15 protein-coding genes and 1 pseudogene are annotated in these 23340 nt (G+C 62.3%); 5 read left to right on the top strand and 11 right to left on the bottom strand.

Annotated elements, in window-relative coordinates; translation table 11 throughout:
* Positions 1-263: 263 nt before the first annotated feature.
* Positions 264-1409 (bottom strand): annotated as a pseudogene (locus CGZ66_RS27115) (peptide ABC transporter substrate-binding protein); the annotation flags it as partial.
* A 564-nt stretch (positions 1410-1973) separates the two neighbouring features.
* Here CGZ66_RS27115 and CGZ66_RS27110 point away from each other — a divergent pair.
* Complete coding sequence (locus CGZ66_RS27110; RefSeq protein ID WP_095089751.1) at positions 1974-2429, top strand: TadE/TadG family type IV pilus assembly protein; 456 nt, start codon at positions 1974-1976, stop codon at positions 2427-2429.
* Positions 2430-4121 (top strand): Tad domain-containing protein, encoded by a 1692-nt coding sequence (locus tag CGZ66_RS27105; RefSeq protein ID WP_095089750.1) that lies wholly within the window; start codon positions 2430-2432, stop codon positions 4119-4121. It begins immediately after the preceding gene.
* Between the two features lie 55 nt (positions 4122-4176).
* Here CGZ66_RS27105 and bglA read toward each other — a convergent pair whose 3' ends face one another.
* From bglA to CGZ66_RS27055, 10 genes are all read right to left on the bottom strand, one after another.
* A complete protein-coding gene (gene bglA / locus CGZ66_RS27100; RefSeq protein WP_095089748.1) occupies positions 4177-5802 on the bottom strand; it encodes a beta-galactosidase BglA in 1626 nt (541 codons plus the stop codon).
* The gene (gene glgX, locus CGZ66_RS27095; RefSeq protein ID WP_095089747.1) at positions 5789-7819 is read right to left on the bottom strand and encodes a glycogen debranching protein GlgX; all 2031 of its coding nucleotides are present in this window, start codon (positions 7817-7819) and stop codon (positions 5789-5791) included. Before glgX ends, bglA begins: the two co-directional genes overlap by 14 nt.
* 11 nt (positions 7820-7830) lie before the next feature.
* Entirely contained in the window at positions 7831-9459 is a 1629-nt protein-coding gene (locus tag CGZ66_RS27090; protein WP_095089745.1) for an alpha-D-glucose phosphate-specific phosphoglucomutase, read from the bottom strand.
* A 3-nt stretch (positions 9460-9462) separates the two neighbouring features.
* On the bottom strand, positions 9463-10908 hold the full coding sequence (gene glgA, locus CGZ66_RS27085; RefSeq protein ID WP_095089744.1) for a glycogen synthase GlgA: 1446 nt from the start codon (positions 10906-10908) through the stop codon (positions 9463-9465).
* Positions 10909-10999: 91 nt separating this feature from the next.
* The gene (gene glgC, locus CGZ66_RS27080) at positions 11000-12265 is read right to left on the bottom strand and encodes a glucose-1-phosphate adenylyltransferase (RefSeq protein ID WP_095089743.1); all 1266 of its coding nucleotides are present in this window, start codon (positions 12263-12265) and stop codon (positions 11000-11002) included.
* Positions 12266-12315: 50 nt separating this feature from the next.
* Positions 12316-14529, bottom strand: coding sequence for a 1,4-alpha-glucan branching protein GlgB (gene glgB, locus CGZ66_RS27075; protein ID WP_095089741.1), 2214 nt, complete (start codon positions 14527-14529; stop codon positions 12316-12318).
* Between the two features lie 182 nt (positions 14530-14711).
* The gene (locus tag CGZ66_RS27070) at positions 14712-17180 is read right to left on the bottom strand and encodes a glycogen/starch/alpha-glucan phosphorylase (RefSeq protein ID WP_095089739.1); all 2469 of its coding nucleotides are present in this window, start codon (positions 17178-17180) and stop codon (positions 14712-14714) included.
* A gap of 132 nt (positions 17181-17312) precedes the next feature.
* Positions 17313-18116, bottom strand: a complete 804-nt coding sequence (locus tag CGZ66_RS27065) for an ATP-binding cassette domain-containing protein (RefSeq protein ID WP_425352322.1) — start codon at positions 18114-18116, stop codon at positions 17313-17315.
* Positions 18092-19210 carry an ABC transporter permease gene (locus tag CGZ66_RS27060; protein ID WP_095089737.1) on the bottom strand — a complete coding sequence of 373 codons (1119 nt, stop codon included), beginning with the start codon at positions 19208-19210 and terminating at the stop codon, positions 18092-18094. The genes CGZ66_RS27065 and CGZ66_RS27060 overlap by 25 nt, the downstream gene beginning before the upstream one ends.
* Positions 19211-19307: 97 nt before the next feature.
* Complete coding sequence (locus CGZ66_RS27055; RefSeq protein WP_095089735.1) at positions 19308-20324, bottom strand: substrate-binding domain-containing protein; 1017 nt, start codon at positions 20322-20324, stop codon at positions 19308-19310.
* A 209-nt stretch (positions 20325-20533) separates the two neighbouring features.
* On the opposite strand from CGZ66_RS27055, the gene CGZ66_RS27050 reads away from it, so the two are divergent.
* The 3 genes from CGZ66_RS27050 to CGZ66_RS27040 are packed head-to-tail and all read left to right on the top strand — an operon-like array spanning position 20534 to position 23126.
* The gene (locus CGZ66_RS27050; RefSeq protein ID WP_095089733.1) at positions 20534-21760 is read left to right on the top strand and encodes an ROK family transcriptional regulator; all 1227 of its coding nucleotides are present in this window, start codon (positions 20534-20536) and stop codon (positions 21758-21760) included.
* Entirely contained in the window at positions 21760-22206 is a 447-nt protein-coding gene (locus CGZ66_RS27045; protein ID WP_095089731.1) for an RbsD/FucU family protein, read from the top strand. Before CGZ66_RS27050 ends, CGZ66_RS27045 begins: the two co-directional genes overlap by 1 nt.
* On the top strand, positions 22203-23126 hold the full coding sequence (locus CGZ66_RS27040; protein ID WP_095089729.1) for a carbohydrate kinase family protein: 924 nt from the start codon (positions 22203-22205) through the stop codon (positions 23124-23126). The genes CGZ66_RS27045 and CGZ66_RS27040 overlap by 4 nt, the downstream gene beginning before the upstream one ends.
* Positions 23127-23340: the final 214 nt, after the last annotated feature.

Genomic DNA, 23340 nt, shown 5'->3' with positions numbered 1-23340 from the left:
TTGGCCAGGGATTAGTCCTTGCTGACGAAGCGCGACGGATGCACGTCCATCACGTTGTCGACGAAGCCATGCAGCTTCGAGGAAACGATGTCGTGGTAGCTGTAGTAGAGCAGCGGGATCTGGCCGACGTCGTCGATGAGGATGCGTTCGGCCTCGGAGAGGTCCTTCATGCGCTCTTCTGGCTTGCCGCCGGCAGCGGCTGCCTTGTCCATGGCCGCTTCGTATGCGGCGCTGTTGTAGTTCGAATAGTTGTTGCCGCTGGCCTTGCGGGTGATGCCGAGGAAGGTTTCCGGATCCTTGTAGTCGGCGATCCAGGCGGCACGCGCCACGTCATAGTTGCCCTTCTGCTCGAGGAAGGAGTAGTGGGTCTTGGTGTCGGTGTTGAGCAGCGTGATGTCAACGCCGAGCGGCTTCAACTGTTCCTGGATGGCGACCGCGGTGTTCTTGTGGTTTTCCGAGGTGTTGTAGCGGATCTCCATCTTCAATGGATGCTCGGGCGTATAGCCCAGTTTCTCGAGGATCTTCTTGGCCGCGTCCTCGCGGTCGATCTGCGGCATCTCGGCATACTTGGCCATTGCCGGCGTGTAGCCCTCAATGCCGGGAGGCACCATCGAATAGCCAGGCAGCATCGAGTTCTGCCAGACCTTTTCGGCGATGAAGTCGCGGTCGATCGCCATCGAGATGGCGTTGCGCAGCTCGACATTGTCCCAAGGCGCCTTGTCGGTCTTGATCGCATAATAGTAGGTGCCGAGGTACGGTCCGACGTGGATCTGATCGCCAAACTTGGTCTTGAGGTCGGCGAGCTGTTCGGTCGGCAGATCGTCGTAGCTGTCGAGTTCGCCGGCCTCGAAGCGCTTCATCGCCGATGAGCGGTCTTCGGTCGGAATGTAGTTGACCACGTCGAACTTGACGCTCGCGGCGTCCCAGAATTTTGGATTCTTGACCAGCTTCATGTGGTCGTTGGGAACCCACTCAGCCAGCGTATAGGCGCCGTTGGACACCAGATTGCCCGGCTTGATCCAGTCGGCACCGAGCTTATCGATGGAGGCCTTGCTGACGGGGTAGGTCGCCTGGTGGGTCAGCATCTCGAGGAAGTAAGGCGTCGGCGCCTTCAGCGTCACCTCCAGAGTGTTGGCGTCGATCGCCTTGACGCCCATGTCCTCCGGCTTGCCCTTCTTGGTGTTGACTTCCTCGGCGTTCTTCACGGGATAGAGCATGGAGGCATATTCGGCGCCGGTCGCCGGATCTTCCAGGCGATGGAAGGCGTAGACGAAGTCATCTGCCGTCACCGGGCTGCCATCCGACCACTGGCCGTCCTTGCGCAGCTTGAACGTATAGACGGTGCCGTCGTCCGATACCGTCCAGCTCTCGGCGGCACCTGGAATGAGGTTGGCCTTCTGGTCCTGCATGACCAGGCCCTGGAACAGGTCGCGCAAAACATTGGCTTCATAGACGGTCGAAGTCTTGTGCGGATCGACCGATTCCGATTCGGCGGCGGTACCACGGTTATAGACGCTCTCGGCGAAAGCCGGCGTGTAGAAGGTGCCTGCGGCCAGCGTCATCGTTGTGGCGAACACAGTCGCCTTCAGCATGTTTTTCAGCATGAAGTTCTCCCTGTCGGCGCTGCCGTCGGCGCGCCCTTAAGTGTTGACGCCCCGGAGCCGATGTCTGACCCCTTTGAGCGCGCCGCCGGTTCCCTTCCTGCGGCTGGTGCCCAGACACTAACGCGGAGAATTTTTATTTCAACAGACTCTCTGGGTCACCCAAAGTAAGGCGGCACGAAAGTTGTGCCGTGACGGCCGAAACACCAGCCGAAACCAGAAGCTTGACTTGGTTTCCTCATCTCGACGCCATTCTTCACCCGGAATCTGTGGCCGCGCCAGTTTGCCGGAATGTGTTAATGCGTTCTTAAGCAACCAGAAGTTACATTATGGGTGCCTTTTATACGATTCCATCTCAGACGCGTGGCAGTCATGAGTATCTGGACAAGTAAATCAATAAAAATCCGTCAGTTAATGCGGAAATTTCAAGAAGAATCCGGTACTTCTGCGGTTGAGTTCGCACTGCTCTCGCCCATCTTCATCCTCCTTCTACTCGGAATGGTTGCATACGGCATATATTTTGGCGCCGCCAACTCGATCCAGCAGATCGCGGCGGATGCGGCCCGCACTGCAATTGCCGGACTGAACCAGACCGAGCGCCAGACGCTCGTCGCCAGCTTCGTCACCAACAATGCCGGCGGATATCCCTTCGTGGATGCCGGCAAATTGACCTACCAGGCCAACGACAGCACGGCCGACGGAAGCCAGTTCGTGGTGTCCATCCAGTACGATGCCCGCAACCTGCCGATCTGGAACCTCTTCCCGGGCATCGCCATGCCAGGAACCACGATCAAGCGCCAGTCAACGATAAGGGTCGGGGGCATCTGAATGCCGCTGCTGGCGTGCAATGCGATCGGCCGGCTTGCCCGATTGATGCTGGCCGACAGACAGGCGAACATCGCCGTCATGACCGCGTTGAGCGCGCCGGTCGCGCTGGCGCTGGTGGCAATCGACGAAGCCTCGATCTATACCGAGCGCCGCGAAGCCCAGGCAATGGTGGACCTTGCTGCGATCACCGCTGCCTCGAACATCACCAAAGTCTACACCGCTGTCGTGACCACGCTGACCGACAACGGCATGCCGGGCGTGGTCGTTCAAGGCTCGGGACAGACGATCGCGCCGGCCGTCGGCAAAACCGTCGTGTCGGTCACGCCCGGCCGCTACGCGGCATCAACCGCCGATGTCAGCCAACGCTTCCAGTCCGGCGTAACGCCCTACAATGCCGTCCGCGTCACCCTGAAGAAAATCCCTGCCCGCTATTTCGCGAGTTCGCTGCTCCCCACTCCCGTCATCGGCACCGAGGCCACCGCCAGCATGACGCCGCAGGCGACGTTCTCCGTTGGGTCGAGGTTGCTCAGCGTCAATGGCGGCATTCTCAACGCTCTGCTCAGTGGACTTCTCGGCGGCAACATCTCGCTCAGCGTCATGGACTACAACGGGTTGATCTCGGCCGATGTCAGCGTGCTCTCGTTCATAGACGGCCTTGCCACACAATTGAGCCTGACCGGCGTCACCTATTCGGACGTGCTGGCATCGAAAGCGACCGTCGGCCAGATCGCCACCGCCATGGCCAACGTGCCCGGGCTTGGCAACACGGCCAAGCTGGCGCTGCAGACCATCGCCTCGAAATCGACCAGCACGGGCAAGATCCCGCTCAACAAGCTTGTCGATCTCGGTGCAGTCGGCAGCCTGGCTCTCGGGCAAAGACCAACCGGCCTTGGGCTAGACACCAACGCCATGGGCATGCTGACCGCTGCCGCCGTGCTGGCCAACGGCACCAACCAGGCCCAGGTCAATCTTGGCGCCACCGTACCCGATGGCATCGGAACCGTGGTGCGCACCGCCCAGACGCGCATCAAACTGATCGCCAGCGTCGGTGTCGGCACGCCCGGTCTCGGCGGCGGTATCAGCCTGCTGGCCGTCAATCTGCCGCTCAATGTGGAAGTCGCTTACGCCGAAGCCAAACTGACCGACATCACCTGTCCGACCGGGCCTTCCAGCATCAATGTTTCCATCGCCGCGCACCCGGGTATCGCCTCGCTGCACCTGGCCAACAGCAACAGTTCAGGCTTCGGCGACTTCAGTCAGCCGCAGACGTTCACCGACGCGGAGATCGCCGATGTGAGCCTCCATCTGCTGCTGATCAACATTCCGCTGATACAGGTGATGGGTTCCGCCGCCACCGCGATCACCAACAACAGCCCGACGACGCTGAACTTCAATGCGACCGACATCGCCAACAAGACGGTCAAGACCGTTTCGACCCGCAACATATCGCAGTCGCTGACCACATCGCTGGTCGGCAACCTGTCGCTTTCGGTCAATGCGCTTGGTCTCGGGATCGATCTGACCGCACTGCTCGCAACGGTCAAGCCGGCAGTCGTGGCCGTGCTGAACGGCGTAACGGCGCCGGTCGACGACCTGCTCTACAACGTGCTTTCGGCGCTCGGTGTCGGCGTCGGCCAGGCCGATGTGCGTGTCACTGGTGCGACCTGCGGGCGCGCGGTTCTCGTTCAATAAGGCATTTGCAGCCCAAGTGGATCACTTGCGTTGCAGCAGCGGCCGAAGCGCGAAATCAGTTCAGCTGACCAAGGAAACAGCCAAGCGCCGGCAGCGATATCTGGTTCTCTTCAAAAACCCCGCTGCCACCATCAATAGCCACGACAGCTCCTGTATCCGGCGGCAACGGCCAATTCGCCGGCTCCTCGGCGAAGTTGAAGACACAGAGAAGTTTCTCACCGCCGTCTTCGCGGATGAAGGCGAGAATTTCGCCCTCCGCATCGAGAAACCGGATCGAACCGCCGACCAGCGACGGATGCCCCCTGCGCAAGGCGAGCATGGTCCGATAGAAGGTCAGCACCGAGGCCGCGTCGGCGTTCTGGACGTCGACCGCGCGGGCGCGATGGCTGGCCGGTATCGGCAGCCACGGTTTACCGGTGGAAAAGCCCGCATTGTCGGCACCGGCCTCCCAGGCCATCGGCGTGCGACAGCCGTCCCTGCCCTTGACGCCCGGCCAGAAGCGGATGCCAACGGGATCGCGCAGATCCTCGAAGGCGAGTTCCGCCTCCTCCAGGCCGAGTTCCTCGCCCTCGTAGAGACAGATCGATCCGCGCAGGCAGGAGAGCAGCATGATCGAGAACCTTGCGACCGTATCGGGATCGCTGCCGGGCCTCGTCCAGCGGGTGACGTGGCGCACCACGTCATGGTTGGAAAACGCCCAACAGACCCAGCCGTCGGACACGGCTGCCTCGAAGGCTTCGACGCAGCCACGCACGTGCGCCGCCGAGAATTGTGGGCCAAGCAGATCAAAGGTGTAACACATATGGAGCTTGTCGCCGCCGGTGGTGTAGGCGGCGAGCGTCTGCAGAGACCGGCCTTCGTCGCCGATCTCGCCGACGGCAGCACGGTCCTCATACTCGTCGAGCAGCGCCCTGAAGCGCTTGAGGAACGCCAGGTTTTCCGGCTGCGTCTTGTCGAACAGATGTTCCTGGTAGAGGTAGGTGTTGGTCTCGCTGTTGGTGCCGGCGACGCTTGACGCCAAGGGTGGATTGCTGCGCAGCCAGCGGTCGTGGACATAGTAGTTGACCGTGTCGAGCCGAAAGCCGTCGACGCCACGCTCCAGCCAGAACCGTACCGTTTCCAGAAGCGCGTCGTGGACCTCCGGATTGTGGAAATTCAAATCCGGCTGAGAAGCGAGAAAATTGTGCATGTAGTACTGCCGGCGGGTCGAATCCCACTCCCAGGCCGGGCCACCGAAGACGGAGAGCCAGTTGTTGGGCGCGCCGCCATCGGGCTTGGTATCGGCCCAGACATACCAGTCGGCCTTGGGGTTGTCGCGGCTGGAGCGGCTTTCGACGAACCATTCGTGCTTGTCGGATGAGTGCGACAATACCTGGTCGATGATGACTTTCAGGCCGAGCCGATGCGCCTCGGCGACCAGCGCATCGAAATCCTCCATGCCACCGAACATCGGATCGACGGCGCAATAGTCCGACACGTCGTAGCCCATGTCAGCCATCGGCGACTTGAAGAAGGGCGACAGCCAGATGGCGTCGACACCAAGGGAGGCGACATGCTCCAGGCGGTTGGCGATGCCGCGCAGATCGCCGCTGCCGTCGCCGGTCGTATCCTGGAAGGAGCGCGGATAGATCTGATAGATGACGCAGCCACGCCACCATCCGATCCGGTCACCTGCCGCCATTGCGCTTCTCCCCTGTGCCGGCCTGTGCGGCTGCGCATTCGATCATGAAGATCACCGTGCGCCCCGATACCGGCCGCTCGATGTCGGCCGTCTCAGCAATCGCCGGCTCCCAGGAAAATCCCTCGCGCGCAGGCAGCGTGAACGTGCAAGCCCGACGATCGCCATTGATGAGCACCGCAAGACGGCGTTCGTCATCGCTGTCGCCGCCCAGGATCATGACCAGGCGGTGCCGCTGCGGGTCCTGCCAGCTTTGTTGGTCGAGCGGCGCGCCTGTTTCGGTTAGCCATGCGACGTCCGCTATGTCCGAATCTGCTGGTGGCCGGCCCGTGAGAAAGCGCGTGTCGGAGAGTGCCGGCACCGCTCGGCGCAGCGTCGAAAGCAGGATCGTGTAATGCTCCAGCGCCTGGTCGCGCCCGGCCCAGTCGAGCCAGGTGATCGCGTTGTCCTGCGCATAGGCGTTGTTGTTGCCCTGCTGGCTGCGGCCGAATTCGTCGCCGGCCGTCAGCATGATGGTGCCGCGCGAGGCAAACAAAGTGGCGAGCAGCGCGTGCTGATCGTTGAGGCGCGCCGTGGCTACGGCCGGCTTGTCCGCATCGCCTTCCACGCCGTTGTTCCAGGACAGGTTTTCATTGTGGCCGTCGCGGTTCTGCTCGCCATTGGCCTGGTTGTGCTTGCGCTCGTAACGCACGATGTCGGCCAGGGTCATGCCGTCATGGGCGGCAATGAAATTGACCGTGCGGCTGGCGCTTTGTCCGTTTGCGGCAAACACATCGGACGAACCGGCGAGCCGGGTCGCCAGTGCGCCGACCATGCCGGCGTCGCCGCGCCAGAAGCGCCTGATATCATCGCGATACTTGTCATTCCATTCGAGGAAAGGCGGCGGAAAACTCCCGAGCTGATAGCCATCCGGACCGATGTCCCAAGGTTCGGCGATCAACACGCGATCGGCCAGCAGCGCGTCCTCGCCCATCGCCTTCAGCAACGGCGCCTCGGCGTCGAAGGTCCCTTCGACCCGTCCCAGAATGGGCGCCAGGTCGAAGCGGAAACCATCGACGCCGGCATCGCGGACAAAATGGCGAAGCGTGTCGAGGACCATCTCCCCAGCGATCGGGTGGTCGCATGCCACCGTGTTGCCCGTCCCGGTGTCGTTGGCCAGCCTGCCGTCCGGCGTGTGCCGGTAATAGGCCTGGTTGTCGAAGCCGCGCAGCGACAGTGTCGGCCCGAGCCGGTCGCTCTCGCCGGTGTGGTTGAAGACAAGATCCAGAATGACGCCGATGCCGGCCTGCCGCAGCGCGGCGACCGCGTTCCGCAATTCCATGATGCCGCCAGGCGCAAGGCGTGGATCAAGCGCCATGAAGGTGACTGGATTGTAGCCCCAGGCGTTGCGCAGCCCGAGCGGCGGCAGGTGCCGTTCATCGATCGACGCCGTCACCGGCATCAGTTCGACAGCACTGACGCCAAGCTTTTTCAGGTGCTCGATAACCACGGGATGAGCGAGAGCAGCGACCGTGCCGCGCAGCTTCTCGGGAATGCCCGGATGCAGCATGGTGAAGGCACGCACCGGCACTTCGTAGATCAGGCCGCCGGGCTGGAACAGCGGCGGCGCTGCCGGCACCGGTTTCGGCAAGGCAGCGGCAATGGCCTTTGGCATCAGCGGCGCGGTATCGAGGCCCTCGCCCCGGCGTCGGGTCAGCCGCCAGTCATAGGCGTAAGGCCTGTCGATCCCGAGGGCGTAGGGATCGATCAACATTTTTTCGGGGTCGAACCATAGGCCGCGATCCGGCGCATAGTCGCCATCGGCGCGAAACCCGTAGCGGGTGCCAGGGCCAAGACCGGCGACGAAGAGCGCATGCACGCCCTCGCCTTCCGGCTGCAGCTCAAGCCGTTCGATTTCCTGGTTGCCCTGCTCGTCAAAAATCGAGACCCAGAGCCGGCGGGCGGCCTGCGACCATGCGGCAAAGCGAATGCCGCCCTCCGAAACAAGCCCGCCAAATCGCGGCCGCTGATCGGCCGGCATCGCAGATTTCATTAAGTGATGACACTCGGCTTGGCGCGGCCGGTATGGCTGCGAATCCCTGCAATATCATCGGCCGCCGATATCAGATCGGCAAGGGCGGCCTGGGTATCGAGATCGTGCCGCGACGTGTCCGGCTCGTAGCGCTCGATATAGACGCGTAAAGTCGCACCAGACGTGCCGGTGCCCGAAAGCCTGAAGACGACGCGCGAACCGCCTTCGAACAGCACCCTTATGCCCTGGTGTTCGCTGGTCGAACCGTCGACCGGATCGTGATAGGCGAAGTCGTCGGCGCTGGCGATCGTCATGCCGCGCACGCTGGTGCCCGGCAATGAACCGAGCTTGGCGCGGAGTTCGTCGATCAGCGCGTTGGCGCGGTCACTCTCGACCTCCTCATAGTCGTGGCGCGAATAGTAGTTGCGGCCATAGGTCGCCCAATGCTCGGTGACGACCTGCTTGCAGCTTTCACCGCGCGCGGCGAAGATGTTGAGCCACAGCAGCACCGCCCACAGGCCGTCCTTTTCGCGGACATGGTTGGAGCCGGTTCCGGCACTTTCCTCGCCGCAGATCGTCGCCATGTCGGCGTCGAGCAGGTTGCCGAAGAACTTCCAGCCGGTCGGAGTTTCATAGATGCCGATGCCGAGTTTTTCGGCGACGCGATCGGCCGCGCCACTGGTCGGCATCGAGCGGGCGATGCCCTTCAGGCCTTCGCTGTAGCCGGGAGCCAGGCGGGCGTTGGCGGCAAGCATGGCGACCGAATCCGACGGCGTGACGAATATGCCCTTGCCGATGATCAGGTTGCGGTCGCCGTCGCCGTCGGAGGCGGCGCCGAAATCCGGCGCGTCCGGCCCCATCATCTCGTCGTAGAGATGCTTGGCATGGACGAGGTTGGGGTCCGGATGGTGACCACCGAAATCGGGTAGCGGCTTGAAGTTGCGGCAGGTGCCGTTGGGTGCGCCAAGCCGGTTTTCGAGGATCTCCTTGGCGTAGGGGCCGGTCACCGCGTGCATGGCGTCGAAGCGCATGCGAAAGCCGTATTTGAAATTGGCGCGGATGGCGTCGAAATCGAACAGGCTTTCCATCAGCTCGGCATAGTCGGCGACCGGATCGATGATCTCGACCGTCATGCCGCCGGCCTTCACCGTGCCGATCTTGTCGATGTCGATCGCCTCGATATCGGTGGTCTTGAAGCTCGCAATCGTCTTGGTCTTTTCGAAGATCGCGTCGGTCAGCTTTTCCGGCGCCGGGCCGCCATTGCCGGCATTGTACTTGATGCCGAAATCCTCGTGCGGGCCGCCCGGATTGTGGCTGGCCGACAGGATGATGCCGCCGAAGGTCTTGTATTTGCGGATGACATGCGAGGCTGCCGGCGTCGACAGGATGCCGCCCTGCCCAACCATCACCTTGCCGAAACCGTTCGCGGCGGCCATGGCGATCGCCTTCTGGATGACCTCGCGGTTGTAGAAGCGGCCATCGCCGCCGATCACCAGGGTCTTGCCCTTGAACCCGTCGAGTGCGTCGAAGATCGACTGGATGAAGTTCTCGGCGTAGTGCTCCTGCTGGAACACCGGCACCTTCTTGCGCAGGCCCGAAGTACCGGGTTTCTGGTCGGAATAGGGCTTGGTGGGGACGGTCCGTATCATGCTTCAGGCAACCCTTTTCGAAAGCAGCAAGCGATAGAGTTCGACGTATTTCTCGGCGCTCTTGTCCCAGGAGACATCGGCTTTCATGCCCTGGCGCTGCAGCGATTCCCAGACCGCCGGGCTGGCATGCGCTTCGACGAGGCGACGCACGGCGTGCAGCAGGGCGCCGCCATTGTTGGGCGCGAACTGGAAGCCGGTCGCGACGCCGGCCGAGACGGCGGCCTCGTTGGCATCGATGACCGTATCGGCCAGGCCGCCGGTGCGGGCAACCAGCGGCACGCAGCCATAGCGCAGGCCGTAAAGCTGCGTCAGCCCGCAGGGTTCGAAGCGCGAGGGAATGACAATGGCGTCGCAGCCGCCTTGCATGATGTGCGACAGCCCCTCGTCATAACCGATGACGACGCCGATGCGGCCACGATGTCGAGCCGCGGCGGCGAGCAGCGCGCCTTCGAGGCCGGCATCGCCCGAACCCAGGATGGCCAGCCGCGCGCCCCTGGCAACGATGCCGTCGACGACCATTGCCAGTATGTCCATACCCTTTTGCCAGGTCAGGCGGCTGATGACGCAGACGATCGGGCTGTCGTCGCGCTCGAGGCCGAAGCGGTCCTCCACGGCAGCCCTGTTGGGCGCGCGCGCCTTCAGCGTCGCCGCCGTATAGTCGGAGACCAGATGCTTGTCGGTTTCCGGGTCCCAGATGCCGGTGTCGATGCCGTTGACGATGCCATAGAGATCGCTGGAGCGCATGTTGATGAGGCCGTCGAGCCCCATACCGAATTCCGCCGAGCGGATCTCCTGCGCATAGGTCGGGCTGACGGTGGTGATTGCCCAGGCTGCCTGCAGACCGGCCTTGAGGAAGCCGACGCCGCCATAATATTCGACGCCGTCGAGCGCCATCGCCACCGCCGGCAAGCCAAGCTCGCCGAAGATGCCGGCGCCGAACTGGCCCTGGAAGGCAAGGTTGTGCACGGTCATCATCGAGGGGACGCCGACCGCCTTGCCGTAGCGCATGTAAGCCAGCGTCATCGCCGACTGCCAGTCATGGGCATGGACGATGTCGGGCTGGTAGCCCGAGATGGCCCCGCCGGCGATGTCGCCGCCGACCTGGCTCAGCGCCGCAAAACGCCGCCAATTGTCGGGCCAGTCGACGCCGCTCGCATTGCCATAGGGGCCGCCGGGTCGGTCGAACAGATGTGGCGCGTCGAGCACGAACAGTTCGAGGCCGGCGAGCTGGACGGAATGGACGGAGGCCTTGGCGCCCTGCAGCAAGGGATATTGCAGAACGGCCTTCTTTTTCTTGAAGGCCGCCATCACGGTCGGAAAGCCGGGAATGAGCGTGCGCATGGTCACGCCCTTGGCCGCCAGCGCGATGGGCAGCGCGCCGGTCACATCGGCAAGCCCGCCGGTCTTGATCAGCGGAAAAATCTCGGGCGTGACCGACAGAACCTGCATGCGCCTACAATCCGATCCTGTCTGTCCTAGAGCCTTTGGTCTTGACCCAATTCCGGACGGAAAACCGTTTCACACTTTTCCTGGAATTGCTCTAAAGCGCCAGCTTGTCGATCATGTCCTGGGTGACCAGGCAGATGCCCTTTTCGGAAACACGAAAGCGCTTGGCGTCGAGGACGGGGTCTTCGCCGACCACCAGCCCTTCCGGTATCCTAACACCATGGTCGATGACGACGCGCTTCAACTTTGCGTTCCGGCCGACATGAACGTCGGGCAGCATGACGACTTCTTCCAGCGTCGAATAGGAATTGATGCGCGCACCGGTGAAGATCAGACTTTTTTTCAGTGAAGCACCCGAGACGATGCAATCGCCCGAAACAAGCGAGGAGACGGCAGAGCCGCGGCGGCCATCCTCGTCATGCACGAACTTTGCCGGCGGCTTCAATTCGGCGTAGGTCCAGATCGGCCAGTCGCGGTCGTAGAGGTCGAGTTCCGGCGTGACATCGGTCAAATCGATATTGGCTTCCCAATAGGCGTCGACCGTTCCGACGTCGCGCCAGTACGCCTCGTTCTCGGCGGTCGAGCGGACGCAGGACTTGGCGAAGCGGTGGGCGATCGCCTTACCGTGCTCGACGATATAGGGAATGATGTCCTTGCCGAAGTCGCGGCTGGAGCCCGGCTCGGCCGCGTCACGGCGCAGCTGCTCCATCAGGAACTTGGTCTTGAAGACGTAGATGCCCATCGAGGCCAGCGCGAACTCCGGCCTGTCGGGAATGCCGGGCGGATCGGCGGGCTTTTCGACGAAGGCAATGATGTTGTCCTTGGCGTCGACATGCATGACGCCGAAGCCGACGGCTTCCATGCGCGGCACTTCGAGGCAGCCGACGGTGACGTCGGCATTGGCGTCGACGTGCTGGCGAAGCATCATCTCGTAGTCCATCTTGTAGATGTGGTCGCCGGCGAGGATGACCATGTATTCGGGCCCGTAGGCCTCGATGATGTCGATGTTCTGGTAAACCGCATCGGCCGTGCCCTCATACCACTGCGTTTCCGAAACACGCTGGCTGGCCGGCAGGATGTCGAAACTCTCGTTTCGTTCGGGCCGCAGGAAGTTCCAGCCGCGCTGCAGATGGCGGATCAGCGAATGCGCCTTGTACTGGGTGGCGACGCCCAGGCGGCGAATGCCGGAATTCAGCGCGTTGGAGAGCGCGAAGTCGATGATGCGCGTCTTGCCGCCGAAATAGACGGCCGGCTTGGCGCGTCGGTCGGTCAGTTCCTTGAGGCGGCTGCCACGGCCGCCGGCCAGTACATAGGCCATGGCATCGCGCGCCAGCGGCTGGGTCCGTTTCAAGTCTGCCATTTCTACCCTCCCAAGTTACTCAGTCTCGACATGTTACCCAGTTTCGGGGCTCAGTCCGCAACCAGTTCGAGCATGATCGTCGACAGCGGCGGCAGAAGCATCGTTGCCGAGATGCCGCCTCCCTCCGCCCGCGCCTCGACCATGCCGCCATTGCCCTTGCCGGAACCGCCATATTCCGCAGCGTCGGTGTTGATGATTTCGCGCCAGTTTCCGGCCGTGGGCAATGGCACGCGATAATTGTCGCGCGGCACCGGCGTGAAATTGGAGATGACCGCCACCGGGCTGCCGCCCGGTGCACTGCGCAGCCAGGCAAAAACCGAATTCTGGCTGTCGTCGACGATCAGCCAGGAAAACCCTTCCGGTTCGCAGTCGCGGCCATGCAGCGCCGGGCGCGAACGGTAGAGATAGTTGAGATCGCGCACCGTCTGCCAGACGCCGCGATGCGGGCGGAACTCAAGCAGGTTCCAGTCGAGCGCGCGTGCCTCGCTCCATTCGCGGCGCTGCGCGAACTCCTGCCCCATGAACAGCAGCTTCTTGCCGGGATAGCCCCACATGAAGGCGTAGTAGGCGCGCAGCGTCGCGAATTTCTGCCAGTCGTCGCCGGCCATCTTGCCAAGCAGCGTACCTTTGCCGTGCACGACCTCGTCATGCGAGAGCGGCAGCACGAAATTCTCCGAGAAGGCGTAGGTCAGGCCGAAGGTGAGATCGTTGTGGTGGTGCTTGCGGAATATCGGCTCCTTGGAGAAATACTCCAGCGTGTCGTGCATGAAGCCCATGTTCCACTTGAAGCCGAAGCCCAGCCCGCCTTCATGCACCGGTGCCGAGACCTTCGGCCATGAGGTCGACTCCTCGGCGATGGTGATCACGCCCGGATGGTGGCCGTAGACCTCCTTGTTCATCTTCTGCAGGAAGCTGACCGCCTCGAGGTTCTCGCGGCCGCCCTTCTCGTTGGGGATCCATTCGCCCTGCTTGCGCGAATAGTCGAGGTAGAGCATCGAGGCGACCGCATCGACGCGAAGCCCGTCGACATGATATTTCTCGGCCCAGAACAACGCGTTGTTGACGAGGAACGACACCACCTCGCGGCGGCCGAAATTGTAGATCGCGGTGTTCCAGTCGGGATGAAAGCCCTTGCGCGGATCGGCGTGCTCATAGAGCGCGGTGCCGTCGAAATGAACCAGGCCGTGCTCGTCGACCGGAAAATGCGCTGGCACCCAGTCGAGAATGACGCCGACGCCGGCGCGGTGGGCGCCATCGACGAAGCGGGCAAAGCCGTCGGGATCGCCGAAGCGGGCCGACGGCGCATAGAGTCCGGTTGTCTGATAACCCCACGACGGATCATAGGGGTGTTCGGAGATCGGCATGAACTCGATGTGGGTAAAGCCGGTCTCGACTGCATAGGGGATCAGCCGGTCGGCCAGTTCGTCCCATGACAGGAACGTGCCGTCGTCGCGAAGCTGCCAGGACCCGGCATGGACCTCGTAGATCGAGATGGCTTCACGCCGGTGATCGGCATTGCGCCAGAAACTGCGATGGGCCTCGTCGCCCCACGGATGCGCCGGCGGCACCGCGGTCACCGAGGCGGTCGCCGGGCGCAATTCGGACTTGAAGGCGAACGGGTCGGCCTTCAGCGGCAGCCTGACACCATCGGGCCCGATGATCTCGTATTTGTAGGGCCGGCCGGCGCCGATATCGGGAATGAACACTTCCCAGATGCCGGTGTCGCGGCGGTCGCGCATCGAATGCCGGCGGCCGTCCCATTCGTTGAAATCGCCGACCACCGAGACGCGCCGCGCGTTGGGAGCCCAGACGGCGAAATGCACGCCCGTGGCGCCCTCGTGCTCGATGACATGCGCGCCGATTTTGTCGAACAGCCTCAGATGCGAGCCCTCGGCGATGTAGTAATCGTCCATCGGCCCGAGCACCGGACCGAACGAATAGGGATCCGTCAGCCACCAGTCGCCGCCGGCGTTCCTGGCATGATAGCGCAGCGGCTGACGCTTGCGGATCGACAGCTTGCCTTCGAAAAACCCACCGTCGTCGCGCCTCGACAGTTCACCGGCGATGTTGCCGGTCAGCGTATAGGCGGTGACGAACTCCGCGTGCGGGACAAAGCAGCGGGCAAACAGGCTCTTGCCGACCTCATGAACGCCAAGGATAGCGAAGGGATCGCCATGCGTGCCGGCAACAATCGCCGCGACATCGCTGGCTGCCGCCAGTCCGTCCGGCCCGCTTGTCGCAGCGGTCGCGCGCGGCTTCTTCATCAGGCAGTGTCCCTCCCCGGGCACGACTCTTTGTTCTTGTGCATGTCGTTATCCCAAAACCGCTAGGCACTTTCGGGCGACATACACCAATGTTTGTTTCGTGCCTGTCATTGTCCCAAAACGGCTATGCACTTTGGGCGACATGCAACGAGACCGATTGTTCGTGGCCTCATGCAATCACATCAGACAGGCACGTTCCAGATTTCTTTCGCATATTGGCGGATCGTGCGATCGGAGGAGAACCAGCCGACACGCGCAACGTTGCGGATTGCCTTGGCGTACCAGTCGGGACTGTTGCGCCAGACGGCATCGACTTCGCGCTGCGTCGCGGTGTAGGCGTCGAAATCGGCGGCGACCATGAACCAATCGCTCTGATAGAGACCGTTGATCAAGTCGCGGTAACGCTCCGGATCATCCGGCGAGAAGACGCCCGACGATACGGCGGCTACGGCCTGTGCCAGTTCGGGCGATGCTTCGATCACAGCGCGCGGGTTGTAGCCATTGTTGCGCCGCTCGGCGACCTCGGCCGTAGTCAGGCCGAAGATGAAGATGTTGTCGTCGCCGACGCATTCCTTGATCTCGACATTGGCGCCGTCGAGCGTGCCGATGGTCAGCGCGCCGTTCAGCGCGAACTTCATGTTGCCAGTGCCCGACGCCTCCATGCCGGCGGTCGATATCTGCTCGGAAAGATCGGCTGCCGGCATCATGATCTCGGCCAGGCTGACATTGTAGTTCGGCACGAACACCACCTTCAGCAAACCGCGCACGGCCGGGTCGCGGTTGATGACCTTGGCGACGTCGTTGGCGAGTTTGATGATCAGCTTGGCGTTGTGATAGCTGGGCGCCGCCTTGCCGCCGAAGAACTTTACGCGCGGCATCCAGTCACGCTCGGGGTGCGAGCGGATCTGGTCGTAGAGCGCGATCGCTTCGAGGATGTTGAGGAGCTGGCGCTTGTATTCATGGATGCGCTTGACCTGGATATCGAACAGCGCCGAGGGATCGACCTTGATGCCGAGCCGGTCGGCCACGAGATTGGCCAGCCGCACTTTGTTGGCGCGCTTGACGGCGGCGAACTTGTCGCGAAAGGCGGCATCGTCGGCGAAGGCATCGAGATCCTTGATGGCGTCGATGTCATCGAGAAAACGGTCGCCGATCGCCTCGCGGGCAAGCGACGTCAGCCCGGGATTGCACTGAATCAGCCAGCGCCGCGGCGTGATGCCGTTGGTCTTGTTGTTGATGCGATCGGGATAGAGCTTGTGCAGGTCGGCGAACACCGTCTCCTTCATCAGGTCGGTGTGAAGAGCCGAAACGCCGTTGATCGAATGCGAGCCGACAAAGGCCAGGTTGCCCATGCGCACCCGGCGGTCGCCATTTTCCTGGATCAGCGAGATGCGGCTGATCTGCTCGTCCGAGAACTGGTCGGAGGCACGCGCCTCCAGAAGCACTTCGGCATTGATCGCATAGACGATCTGCATGTGGCGCGGCAAAAGCCGCTCGAACAGCGGCACCGGCCAGCTTTCCAGCGCTTCGGGAAGCAGCGTGTGGTTGGTGTAGCCGAAGGTGCGCTTGGTGATGCTCCAGGCCTGGTCGAAGTCCATACCGTGGACGTCCATCAGCAGACGCATCAGCTCCGGCACCGCGATGGCCGGATGGGTGTCATTGAGATGGATCGCCGCCTTGTCGGGCAGCGACTTCAGATCACCATACTGGCTGAGATGGCGCTGGACGATGTCCTGCAGCGAGGCGGTGGAGAAGAAGTACTCTTGCCTGAGCCGCAGCTCCTGCCCGGCCTTGTGCGAATCCGCGGGATAGAGCACGCGTGACAGGGCATCAGCCTTGTTGCTTTCGGCAAGCGCGCCGATGTGGTCGCCGGCATTGAACTTGTCGAGCAGGATCGGATCGACCGGCATGCCCGACCACAGCCGCAGCGTGTTGACGCGGTTGGCCCGCCAGCCAACGACGGGCGTGTCATAGGCGACGGCCAGGACATGCTCGGTCGGCTTCCAGACATGGCGTTCGAGCCGGCCGTCCTTCGAGGTGATCGATTCCACCGAGCCGCCGAAACCGACCTCGAAGGAGCGTTCGCGCCGTTCGAACTCCCAGGGGTTGCCGTGATCGAGCCAGGTCTCGGGCAGTTCGACCTGCCAGCCGTCGTGAATCTCCTGGCGGAACATGCCATTGGCGTAGCGGATACCGTAGCCATGCGCGGGAATATCGACGGTCGCCATGCTTTCCATGAAGCAGGCCGCGAGCCGGCCGAGGCCGCCATTGCCAAGTGCCGCATCCGGCTCGAGTGCAGCGATGAGGTCGAGATCGACGCCAAGCGAGGACAAGGCTTCGCGCATATTGTCCATCAGGCCGAGATTGGAGAAGGCGTCGCGCATCAGACGGCCAATGAGGAACTCCAGCGACAGATAGTAGACGCGCTTTTCCTTCTGGTCGTAGGCCTCTTTCGTCGCCTGCATCCAGTGATCGACAATACGGTCGCGCACGACCTTGATCGAGGCGGTGAGCCAGTCGTACTGGGTCGCGACGGTGGTATCCTTGCCGACCCTGTATTTGAGGGCCATCAAGACTTCCCTTGCGAGCGTCTGGGGGTCAGGATTTTTGAGCAGTGGCGGGAGGGGTTCGGATGTCATAGCGCGCGTCATGCTGCCTCTCGTACGATTGCCATGATCATACCGGCTTTCATCGTTCCTCCCAGCCCATGCTAGCCGATACTCCCACATATTCAATCGATTTAGATGAACCCGCGCGGAGTTACCCTGCGGCAATTTGACAGTTCAGGCCGCCAGTGCCGCCTCCGGCGGAACCTTGGCTCCCGTCATGAAGGCCACGGCATCCGACATCGTATATTGCTTGGGATCTATGACGCAGAGGCGACGGCCCAGCCGGTGGATGTGGATGCGGTCGGCGACTTCGAAGACATGCGGCATGTTGTGCGAGATCAGCACGATCGGCAGCCCGCGCTTCTTCACGTCAAGCATCAGCTCAAGCACACGGCGGCTTTCCTTGACGCCGAGAGCGGCGGTCGGCTCGTCCATGATGACGACGCGGCTGCCAAAAGCAGCGGCGCGCGCCACCGCAACACCCTGGCGCTGACCGCCGGAGAGCGTTTCGACGGCCTGGTTGATGTTCTGGATGGTCATCAGCCCCAGTTCGGAAAGCTTTTCACGGGCGATCCTCTGCATCGCTGAGCGGTCGAGCCTTCGCAGCCACTGCCCGACAAAGCCCGGTTTGCGGATCTCGCGGCCGAGAAACATGTTGTCGGCGATCGATAACGCCGGGGACAGCGCAAGGTTCTGGTAGACGGTTTCAATGCCCGCCACACGCGCCTCGATCGGTGAGCGGAAATGCACCGGCTGGCCATTGAGTTCGATCCTGCCTGAGTCTGGAATGACCGCCCCACACAGCGCCTTGACCAGCGTCGACTTGCCGGCGCCGTTGTCGCCGATGACAGCGAGGATTTCGCCTGGCAACAGGTCGAAATCAGCATTGTCGAGGGCAACAACCCTGCCGTAGCGCTTGTTGAGGCCTCTGGCTTGGAGAACCGGAGTGTCGTTCATGCCGAAATTCTCCTGATCCATTGGTCGATGGTGACAGCAACGATGATCAGCACGCCCACGGCGAAGTCCTGCCACAGCAACTCAAGCCCGGAAAGCGCAAGGCCGTTGCGGAAGACGCCGACGATCAAGGCGCCGATCAGCGTTCCGACGATCGAGCCGCGGCCGCCAAACAGGGAGGTGCCGCCGATCACGACAGCGGTGATCGAGTCGAGGTTTGCGGTCTGACCTGCCTGCGGGCTTACGCCACCGATGCGCCCGATCAACACCCAGGCGGCGATCGCGCAGATGAAACCGGCGAGCCCGTACACGGCGATGAGGGTCCGTTTGGTGTTGATACCGGCCAGTCTGGCTGCATCCGGATCATCACCAGTGGCGTAGATGTGTCGACCCAACGCCGTTCTGTTCAGCACGTACCAAATAACGAACGCCAGGATCAACATGACCAGCGAACCATAGGTCAGCACCCAACCTTTCAAAAAGGTCCAGTCGAGCCCGAGCGTTTTTGAGAAGAAATCATAAGGTTTGAAGATCGTACCCGTCCACTGCAGGAATGGCGCCGCCGCCTCCATGTCTTGCTGGCGAATGGTTTCGCTCTGGGAATACCAGACATTCAGCGCGCCAAAAATGCTCCAGGTGCCAAGCGTGACAATAAAGGGCGGCAAGCGCAGCATCGTCACGATCAGGCCGTTGACGACGCCGCATGCCAGACCGCAGAGCAACCCGAGCGGAAATGCGATCAATACCGGAACGCCGTAGACGACCGCGGTCCGCCCCATCACCACCGAGCACAGGATCATGATAGCGCCGACGGACAGGTCGATTCCGGCCGTAAGGATTATCAGCGTCTGCGCCACACCGAGCACAGCGATGATCGTCACCTGCTGCAGCACCAACGAAAAGTTGAACGGAGCAAAAAACTTGTCCGGCGCTGCAATCGAAAAGATGACCACACCCAACAGCAGAACGAAAAAGGGAATGGACGTGGGAAATTGATGAAGGAAAGCCTGGAGGCGGCGGATCGCGCCGGCATCCGACTCATCAAAACTGGCTAGGGCTTCGGTGGCACCCTTCAGCCCGCGTTCGGCGGTGACCGAACCCGCGGTATCGTCGCTCATCAGGCAATCCTCCCCAACGCCTCGCTGTCAGGGGGCGCTACGTGCGCCCCCTTTGAGTTCTGGACAATAGTCTTCATGGTACGATGTTGAAAGGCGCTCAGCCCCAGCAGAGCTTCAGGCCTTCCTCGACCGAGATCGACGTCACGCCCTCAGCCGGCTTGGCTGTAATGAGTTGCGCACCGGTGTCGAGGAAGCCCATCTTCGGGTCGATATCCGGAATCTTGCCCGAGACGATCGCCTCTAGCGCCATCGCCGCCATCTTCAGCGGATACTGCTGGCTGGTCGCGCCGATTACGCCTGCCTGAACGTTCTTCACGCCAGGGCAACCACCGTCGATCGAAACGATCATCACGCTGCCGTCATCCTTGCCTACCGCCTTGAGCGCTTCCCACGCACCGGCCGCGGCGGGCTCGTTGATTGTGTAGACCACGTTTACATCCGGGCACTTCTGCAGCGCGTTCTCCATCGCCGTGCGGCCCTTCTCCTGGTCGCCTTGGCTGATTTCGTGATCGCAGATACGCTTGTCGTCTTCGTCGCCGTATTTGTTGGGATCCTTTACGTCGATGCCGAAGCCCTGCATGAAGCCCTGATCGCGCAGAAAATCGACGGTCGGCTGGTTGGTCGCGAGATCGAGAAATACGATCTTGGCGTCCGCTGCCTTGTCGCCTAGGGTCTTGGCAGCCCACTGACCGATCAGCATGCCGGCCTTGCGGTTATCGGTCGCAAAGGTCGCGTCCGCAGCGTCCATCGGATCGAGCGGCGTATCGAGCACGATCACTTTGAGGCCTGCGTCGCGCGCCTTCTTGATGGTCGGTACAATCGCCTTCGAGTCGCTCGGCACGATGGCAAAACCCTTGGCGCCGGCCGAGATCAGGTTCTCGATCGCCGCCACTTGGCCGTCATTGTCGCCGTCGAACTTGCCGGCGGCCGCGATCAGGGTAACGCCAAGTTCCTTAGCCTTGGCCTGAGCGCCCTCACGCATTTTCACAAAGAACGGATTGGTTTCGGTCTTGGTAATCAGGCCGACGGTATCGGCCGCATACGAGGCGCCTGCCATCGCGCCGTAAAAGGCAAGGCCGGCAACAGCCGCCTTCATGATATTCCATTTACCCATGACTTCCTCCCAGTGATGCATTTTCGAGTGCCGGCCAACCGGCCTCCACGGCATCCACGACATTCTCCCAGCATGGACGCCTTATCGCAACAGATACCAGTCCACGATTGCTGTCAATAATTAAATCACTCTTATTTATTATTGACAGCCTTGCTTCGTTCACCCATTCTGGCCCAAAAGCATTGCCGGGAAACGACGGGAGGAACAGGGTGGAGACCGCCATTGCGAGGCACGGTTCGCCCGAGGCGAATGACAGCCTCATTCACCGTGGCACCAACCAGAGCGGCATGCGGGACCACAACGAGCGGTTGGTGCTCTCACTGGTGCGCCAGCATGGCAGCCTGGCTAAGTCCGACATCGCCCGCATGACCGGGCTTTCGGCGCAGACGGTTTCGGTCATCATGCGCGAACTGGAGGAAGAAGGCCTTCTGCTGCGGCAGGCGCCGTTGCGCGGCAAGATCGGCCAACCCTCGATCCCGATGGCGCTCAACCCCGACGGCGCCTACTTCATTGGCCTGAAGATCGGCCGCCGCAGCGCCGAACTCGTGCTGATCGACTTCCTTGGCCAAGTCCGTTCGATGCTGCAGCATTCCTACCGCTACCCTGCCCCGCATGAGACAGTGGACTTCGTCAGCAACGGCATGCGGCAGATGCGCGGCGAGCTGACGCCCGCGCAGGACAAACGCATCGCCGGGCTGGGCATCGCCATGCCGTTCGAATTGTGGAACTGGGCCGATACCGCAGGCGCCCCGCGCGACGTCATGGACGAATGGCGTCACCGCGACATCAGGGCGGACATCCAGGCGCAGTGCGATTTTCCGGTTTACCTGCAGAACGATGCGACTTCGGCTTGCGGCGCCGAACTCGTCTTCGGCCAGACCGGTGCTGCGCGTGACTTCGTCTATTTCTACATCGGCGCCTTTGCCGGTGGCGGCATCGTGCTGAATGGCCGGCTTTTCGGCGGGCCAACCGGCAATGCCGGAGCACTCGGCTCGATGCCCGTGCCGGGGCCGGATGGCAAGCCGACCCAACTGATCGATGTGGCGTCCATCGCCATGCTCGAAAAGGCGCTCAATGCGCGCGGCGTCGAGGCTTCGCATCTGTGGACATCGCCGGAAGACTGGGGCGAGATCGGCCCCGAACTCGATGACTGGATTGCCAGCGCCTCGCGGGCGCTCGCCTATGCCATCGTTGCAGCATCCTCGGTCATCGATTTCGAGGCAGCGGTGATCGACGGATGGATGCCGACGGCAGTGCGCCGCCGGCTGGTCGACGCCATCATCGCGGGCATCGCCACGATCGACGGAGAAGGCCTGAAGCTTCCCGCCGTTCGCGAGGGGACCGTCGGCATCCACGCCCGGGCGCTCGGCGGCGCCAGCTTGCCGCTCTCCGAGCGCTTCCTGATCGGTTCGACGACGATTTCCAGGAGTACCTGATGCTGATCGGAATCCCGGCGCTGCTTGGTCCGGAGCTTCTGGCGACATTGCGCGCCATGGGCCATGGCGACGAGATCGCGATTGTCGACGGAAACTATCCGGCGGAAGAGCAGGCCAACCGGCTCATCCGAGCCGACGGTCATCATCTCCTGCCGGTGCTCGACGCGATCTTGAGCGTGCTGCCGGTCGACGATGCCGTGCCAGAGGCGCTGTTTCGCGCCTCGGTCAAGGGAGATCCCTCTCTTGCCGATCCCGTGCATCACGAGATCGAGGCGCTATGCGCAAAACGCGCGCCCGGCCGCAAGGTGGTTGCGCTGGCCGGCGCCGACTTCTATGCACGGGTCAAATCGGCGCATGCCATCGTCGCGACAAGCGAGCCGCGGCTCTACGCCAACATCATCATCCGCAAGGGCGTGATCTATCCGCCGGAGACCAGGAAGCCATGATCCTCTGCTGCGGCGAAGCCCTCATCGACATGCTGCCGCGCACGACGACCAACGGCGAGCCGGCCTTTGCCCCCTATGTCGGCGGCGCCGTCTTCAATACGGCCATCGCGCTCGGGCGGCTGGGCGCGCCGGCTGGGTTCTTTTCCGGCCTGTCGTCGGATCTGTTCGGCGGTCAGTTCAGGGATGCGCTTGGGGCGAGCAAGGTTAGTTCCACCTATGCGCACACGTCGCCACGGCCGACGACGCTTGCTTTCGTCAAGCTGGACAACGGCCAGGCGACCTACACGTTCTACGATGAAAACACCGCCGGCCGCATGCTGACCGTCGACGACCTGCCGCAGCTCGGCAACGAGATCGAGGCCATGCTGTTTGGCGCCATCAGCCTGATCTCCGAGCCAGCCGGCAGTGCCTATGAGGAGTTCATGAAGCGCGAGCATGAAAGCCGCGTCATGATGCTCGACCCCAACATTCGGCCGAACTTCATCCCTGACAAGGCCAAGCACCTCAGGCGCATCCGCGCCATGATGGCGATGGCCGATATCGTGAAACTGTCGGATGAAGACCTGAACTGGTTCGGCGAAGCCGGCTCGCACGAGGATGTCATCCGCAACTGGCTCGACCGCGGCCCGAAGCTGATCGTCGTCACGCATGGCAGCGAAGGCGCCATCGGCTACACCAAGGAACACGCCGTCACGGTGATGACGGAGAAGGTCAAGGTGGTCGACACGGTCGGCGCCGGCGACACGTTCAATGCCGGCATCCTCGCTTCGCTGCAGGAACAAGGCCTGCTGACAAAGACGGCAATCGCCGGCCTTTCGCTGGACGCCATCGGCAAGGCACTGGCGCTTGGCAACAAGGCGGCGGCCGTGACCGTCTCGCGAGCCGGCGCCAATCCACCCTGGCGGCATGAGATCGCCTGACCAGGTCGCGATGGGACCGAGACAGATCGGGGGCTTCTCGATCACTTTATGTTTCGCAGGGCCGATCTCAGGGATTATCAAGGTAGGATCGGGGCTGACGAAGGCCGGATTTCCGGCATATCACGAAGAACACGCCGGAAAATACAGGTAACAGACTGCGACACTTGCGCAATTCGCGGTTTTGCTCCTGCGGCTTTCTCGCCCGGCACAACTC

Origin of the sequence: Mesorhizobium sophorae (assembly GCF_002270415.1) — a bacterium.
GTDB lineage: Bacteria > Pseudomonadota > Alphaproteobacteria > Rhizobiales > Rhizobiaceae > Mesorhizobium > Mesorhizobium sophorae.
Note: the sequence above shows the minus strand (reverse complement) of the source record. Positions and strands in the feature narration are given on the sequence as shown.